Here is a 4,823-nt window from a genome sequence, read left to right as displayed (position 1 = left end):
AATGGGATGACGCACAGGCCTCCATGCCGATAAGACACCGAGGCAGCGAGCTGAAGAAGCGCAGAACCTCCGCCCGCCGCAACTTGCGCCGAACGCCGACCCTGCCGTCCGCATCGACACCGTGAACCTGAAACACATTCTTCGCCAGGTCGAGACCGTCACAACATTCATCATGGTGGTGCCTCCCTATATTGGAGCCCCGATCATACCACGCCCCCTACCGGCGCCGCGGTTGGGACAGGGATCCGCGCGGCAAAGGGCTTCCCTGATGGTTTCCGGGATGTCGCCGAAGATCCACTACGTCTGTTTGGCGGGATCCATATGGAATATCGAAGCAATATTGTCTGCTTCCAACAGAGCCCACTGACCGGACGCCATACCGTCAGGAATAGACAGTCCGCCCAGCCGCTCACGGTGTAGCTCGGTGACGTGGTTTCCTGCAGCGGCGAACATGCGGCGCACCTGATGGTATCGTCCTTCGGTAACGCTGATGATCGCTTCGGTCTCGGAAACCACTGACAATTCGGCCGGAGCCAGCGGCTTTGCATCGCCGTCCAACATCAGTTCGCCCGAGGCGAAGAGCTCGGTTTCGTTTCCAGCGAGCGGCCGGGCCAGCGTCGCCCGATATGTCTTCCTGACGCGGCTCCTCGGGCTGATGATGCGGTGCAGTAGGTCGCCGTCATCCGTCAGCAAGATCAGTCCTGATGTCTGCTTGTCCAATCTGCCAACGGTCGCGATCACGGGAGTCCGCCGCCTCCATCGATCTGGAAGAACGGTGTAGATCAGCACCCCGCTGTCCTTGTGGGAACACGTCATACCGAGAGGCTTGTTCAGGAGGATGACAACGCCAGTGAGAGGGTCGAGCGCCTCACCATCGATCTTCATTCGTGCAGGCAAATCGGGCGTGACAGCAATGCGCCTGGCGGCATCCGCGATTTCTGCAGCATCGAGTGTGATGATGCCGGCTTTGCCCATGCGCGTCACCTCGCTGCGCGAGCCGTAGCCCATCGACGACAGCATCCGGTCGACACGCATGGTCTGGATCCTAGCCATCCGCTGTCGTTCCTAACTTTGTCGGAGAATGCTGCGCGCAAATGGCGACCGATCGCTCGAAGGCCGATGTTGAACGATGTAGCTCCCGCCTTCGCACAATCCCGATGCGCGGGGTGTCGAAGGCCGCTGCAGGCCGATCAAGACACGAAGCGCCCGGCCTGCAGCACCTTTAACACGCCCTCGGCGCTCACGGAGCGACGGGAGCAATCCGCCAGATGGTGTTCGACAGGTCATCTGCGACGATCACCGCGCCCTCTGGATCCACCGTCACCCCGACCGGACGGCCTCGGGTGTTGTCCGCGTCGACGAGAAAGCCCGTGACGAAATCGATGGGCTCTCCCGCTGGCGCGCCGTTCTCGAACGGGACGAAGACCACCTTGTAGCCCACCGGCTCGTCCCGGTTCCAGCTGCCGTGCATGCCGACGAAGGCGCCGTCGGTGAACTGCGGCCCCATCGCTTCGGTCGAGAAATCCACCCCGAGCGCCGCGACATGCGCGCCGAGCGCGTAATCCGGCGCGATGGCCGAGGCGACCTTGTCGGGGTCCTGCGGTTTCACCCGGATGTCTACGTTCTGGCCCCAGTAGCTGTAGGGCCAGCCGTAGAAGCCGCCATCCTGCACCGAGGTCAGATAGTCGGGGACCAGATCGGCGCCGATCTCGTCTCGCTCGTTCGCCACGGCCCAGAGCGCGTCCGTGCCGGGCTGGATCGTCAGCGCCGTCGGGTTGCGGATGCCGGTGGCATAGGGGCGATGCGCGCCGGTGGCCACGTCGATCTGCCAGATCATCGCCCGGTTTTCCTCGACCTTCAGGCCGCGCTCGGTGATGTTGCTGTTCGACCCGATGCCGACATAGAGGAACTGCCCGTCCGCGCTGGCGGTCATCGCCTTGGTCCAGTGGTGGTTGATCGCCGAGGGCAGCAGGGTCAGCAGCTCGGGCGGGCCCGCGGCTTCGGTCTGGCCGTCGACATAAGCGAAGCTGACCACGGCATCCTGATTGGCGACGTAGATCGTCCCGTTCACGAAGGCGAGGCCGTAGGGCGAGTTCAGGTTCTCGGCGAAGATCGTCTGCAGCTCGTATTCGCCATTGCCATCGGCATCCCGCAGCAGCGTCAGCCGGTTGCCGCCGGGCTCCGGGCTCTTGCCCCAGCTCTTGATGACGCCGGCGATCATGTCCTTCGGCCGCATCGCCGGAGCGCCGCCGCCCTTGCCTTCGGCCACGAGGATGTCGCCATTGGGCAGGATCAGCATCTGGCGCGGGATCTGCAGATCGGTGGCGATCGCCGTGATCTCGAAGCCCTCGGGCACGGTCGGCAGGGCATCACCCCAGAGCGCGGGACGCGGGATCTGCATGTCGGGCAGCAGGCCACGGTTCGGCGCGGGAAGCTGCGGGCTGGCGCCGGTCGACTGGGCCTCGGCCATCGGGGGGACCAGCGCCGCGAGGGCGCCGGCAAAGATCAAGGCTTTCATCAGTGTTTCTCCTCGGCAGGAAATCCTGCATAGCCGAGCCATGAGGCGACGAGGGCGAGCAGGGTCGCTGCTCCGGACCACCACAAAGCCTCGGGCATGATCGCCCATGCGTCCTTCGAATGGACGAGGGCGTTGACGAAGCCCACGATCCATGCGGCGAGAAGCACCACGAAATACACGGCAGGGCGGCGGATGGCGAACTTGCGGTGGCGCACCAAGCTTACCAGTGCCGCAAGCAGCGCAAAGCCCCCGACCAGAAGCCCGCCGGCGTTCAGCCATTGCGCGAAGTTCGACCACTGGATCTCGGCGCTGCGCCAATAGGCGATGTCGGCCGCCAGCGTGCCGAGGAACAGCGGAAACACGAACGCCAGAAGCACGGCGTGGAGCGGGTGAACGAACCTGACATACCCGGATGGGGATGCAGAGAAGTCCAGGGCGGGCGCCTCCCTCGTGATCATGTCTTTGGACCTTCTGTTCAAATTCTACTCGTGAAGAACGGTCCCGGTAGTGAACGTGTTCCACGGGAGCGTGCGTCGAGGGCTGTCGCCGGGTGAACGCAGGTGTAGGGAGCTGCAGCCTTTGCCCATGAGACGCATACAGGCATGCACGGCGGGTCGTGACGCTCCGCCTGCCGGAGGTCTCCGACAAGCGGCTTGCGGGGTGCCGCCAAAGCGGGGCATGACTGCCGCAAGTGCCCGTCGCGGCAGCTGGCGACAGCGACCCCTCGGCTCACGACCGGCCCACTTCCGGAGGCTTCCATGATCCCGCATCTCGCCCTGCTCCTCGGCCTGCAGCTCACCGGAGAGGTGGTCGCGCGCGGCCTTTCCTTGCCGGTGCCGGGGCCGATCCTCGGGCTGCTGCTGCTGCTCGTGATCTTCGCTGTCCGCCCGGGCGTGGCCACGGCGCTGCGGCCGACGACGCGCGGGCTCCTCGGATACATGTCGCTGCTCTTCGTGCCGGCTGGGGTCGGCATCGTCGGGCATCTCGACCTCTTCGCACAGCAGGGACTGGCGCTGGTGCTGACGCTGATCGGCAGCACCCTGCTCGCCATCGTCGCCGCCAGCCTCGCCTTCGCCGGCGTCGCGCGCCTGACGGGAGCCGAAGACGGGGGCCGGGGATGAGTGACGTCACCGAGATCTGGAGCTACCTCTCGCGCGGGCCGCTGCTGTGGCTGGCGTTGACGCTGGCCGCCTTCGTCGTCGGCAGCGCAATCTTCGAGAAGGCGGGTCGGAGGGCTTGGGTCAACCCTGTGCTGATCTCGGTGGTGCTGGTCGCGGTGGCGCTGAAGCTCACCGGCACCAGCTACGCCACCTATTTCGAGGGCGCGCAATTCGTGCATTTCATGCTCGGCCCGGTGACGGTGGCCCTGGCGACGCCGCTCTGGGAGAACCGCTCGGCGATCCGCGCGGCGCTGCTGCCGATGCTGGCCGCGACAGTGGCCGGGCTGTTGACCGCGATGGGCAGCGCGGTGATGATCGGGCGCTGGACCGGCCTCGACGCCCAGACCATCCTGTCGCTGATGCCGAAATCGGCGACGGCCCCGGTGGCGATCGGCATCTCCGAGAGCATCGGCGGCTCGCCGACCCTGACCGCGGTCATGGTCATCCTGACCGGCATCATCGGGGCGATCCTCGCCCCGCCGCTGCTCGCGCTGCTGCGCATCCGCGACGCCCGGGCGCAGGGCTTCGCCGTGGGGCTGACCGCCCATGGCATCGGCACGGCGCAGATGCTGCTGACCGACGCCCGGGCGGGCGCCTTCGCCGGCATTGGCCTCGGCGTAGGTGCGGTGGCGACCGCGCTGGCGGCCCCACTTCTGGCCCGCTGGCTGTTCTGAACGCCCAAAGGCGCCGCAACAATTCGACGACTACAGAACCACTACGCTGAACTGGGCGCATGGCCTCAGGCGGCAGCAACTATGCACATGGAATCCGTGGCCGGATCACCATGGTGCGCGCAAGCAGGCCGAGCGCCTGAACGCGAACGGCCTGCTGACCCACACCGGCAAGCCGCGGACTCCGGACAATCTGCGGAAGTCTCTGAAGGGCTGATGGAGCGGGCTGCGCTCGATCTGTCGACCGCCAAGTGATTGACGGATAGATGATCGTGGCGCGGAACCCCAGGCTGCGGGACCATCTGAGGAGCCGAAATGAGAGCACGCCGCTCGCACGGGAGCTGGCAGGTTCTTGGCTTGATCTTCGGATCATTGTTATGCGGGAGAATTGTCCTGCACCTCTGGAGGACTACGCGCCTGCTCTCCTCACGTCCGGCTTGACCCGAGGCGTATATTCTATCCAGAGAAGTTGCC

5 protein-coding genes and 1 pseudogene are annotated in these 4,823 nt (G+C 65.6%); 2 read left to right on the top strand and 4 right to left on the bottom strand.

The genetic code is table 11. The annotated features are described in order from the left end of the window. From C5F48_RS25770 to C5F48_RS21855, 4 genes and pseudogenes are all read right to left on the bottom strand, one after another. Positions 1-190, bottom strand: a pseudogene (locus C5F48_RS25770) (hypothetical protein); the annotation flags it as partial. A 107-nt stretch (positions 191-297) separates the two neighbouring features. Further along, positions 298-1,035: a pseudouridine synthase gene (locus tag C5F48_RS21865; RefSeq protein ID WP_245941556.1), complete on the bottom strand. Its 738-nt coding sequence runs from the start codon at positions 1,033-1,035 to the stop codon at positions 298-300. 205 nt (positions 1,036-1,240) lie between these two features. Next, a complete protein-coding gene (locus C5F48_RS21860) occupies positions 1,241-2,518 on the bottom strand; it encodes a PQQ-dependent sugar dehydrogenase (RefSeq protein ID WP_107665861.1) in 1,278 nt (425 codons plus the stop codon). Then, positions 2,518-2,976 carry a DUF2231 domain-containing protein gene (locus C5F48_RS21855; RefSeq protein WP_170139782.1) on the bottom strand — a complete coding sequence of 153 codons (459 nt, stop codon included), beginning with the start codon at positions 2,974-2,976 and terminating at the stop codon, positions 2,518-2,520. The genes C5F48_RS21860 and C5F48_RS21855 overlap by 1 nt, the downstream gene beginning before the upstream one ends. 300 nt (positions 2,977-3,276) lie before the next feature. Here C5F48_RS21855 and C5F48_RS21850 point away from each other — a divergent pair, with 300 nt between their 5' ends. Further along, positions 3,277-3,639 (top strand): CidA/LrgA family protein, encoded by a 363-nt coding sequence (locus C5F48_RS21850; RefSeq protein WP_107665860.1) that lies wholly within the window; start codon positions 3,277-3,279, stop codon positions 3,637-3,639. Further along, positions 3,636-4,352 (top strand): LrgB family protein, encoded by a 717-nt coding sequence (locus C5F48_RS21845; protein ID WP_107665859.1) that lies wholly within the window; start codon positions 3,636-3,638, stop codon positions 4,350-4,352. The genes C5F48_RS21850 and C5F48_RS21845 overlap by 4 nt, the downstream gene beginning before the upstream one ends. The last annotated feature ends 471 nt before the right edge of the window (positions 4,353-4,823 follow it).

The sequence above is a fragment of the Cereibacter changlensis JA139 genome (assembly GCF_003034985.1).
Classification (GTDB): Bacteria; Pseudomonadota; Alphaproteobacteria; order Rhodobacterales; family Rhodobacteraceae; genus Cereibacter; species Cereibacter changlensis.
This window is presented reverse-complemented; position numbering and strand designations above follow the sequence as displayed.

Bases quoted from the DNA above. Each gene is read 5' to 3' on its own strand.
- C5F48_RS21845 (WP_107665859.1), top strand. From the start codon at position 3,636: ATGAGTGACGTCACCGAGATCTGGAGCTACCTCTCGCGCGGGCCGCTG.
- C5F48_RS21850 (WP_107665860.1), top strand. From the start codon at position 3,277: ATGATCCCGCATCTCGCCCTGCTCCTCGGCCTGCAGCTCACCGGAGAG.
- C5F48_RS21865 (WP_245941556.1), bottom strand. From the start codon at position 1,035: ATGCGTGTCGACCGGATGCTGTCGTCGATGGGCTACGGCTCGCGCAGC.
- C5F48_RS21855 (WP_170139782.1), bottom strand. From the start codon at position 2,976: ATGATCACGAGGGAGGCGCCCGCCCTGGACTTCTCTGCATCCCCATCC.
- C5F48_RS21860 (WP_107665861.1), bottom strand. From the start codon at position 2,518: ATGAAAGCCTTGATCTTTGCCGGCGCCCTCGCGGCGCTGGTCCCCCCG.